Annotated in this window: 1 pseudogene; it reads left to right on the top strand. The window is 40.5% G+C overall.

Annotation, left to right across the window (positions count from 1 at the left end):
• Positions 1–199: pseudogene (locus tag UF06_RS27045) on the top strand (IS630 family transposase); the annotation flags it as partial.
• Between the last annotated feature and the right edge of the window lie 159 nt (positions 200–358).

Here is a 358-nt window from a genome sequence, read left to right on the forward strand (position 1 = left end):
TCGAGCACATGGGCTTGTCATGGATAACTTCCCGCTCAAAACACCCCAAGCAATCTCAAGAAGTCCAAGACGATTTTAAAAAAAATTCAAAATTGAAACGATCCTGAAGATCCCAGGACATATCGCTTTAGAGCATGTGGATGTCTGGTTTCAAGATGAAGCCAGATTTGGGCAACAAAACACGACGACACGGTTATACCAATCTAAGTAAAAATGTGATCTAATTGAGGCCATTCAACGATAAAACTTATTCGCTATGGACAGTCTCAATAATATCGACTTTAAAAAGCTCGCAAGCCAGCAGAAATCTATTCAGATGAAAATGAGATTGCTGGCCCTCGCTCATTTCAAAGAGGGA

The sequence above is a fragment of the Vibrio sp. S234-5 genome (assembly GCF_000960595.1).
In the GTDB taxonomy this organism is placed as follows: domain Bacteria; phylum Pseudomonadota; class Gammaproteobacteria; order Enterobacterales; family Vibrionaceae; genus Vibrio.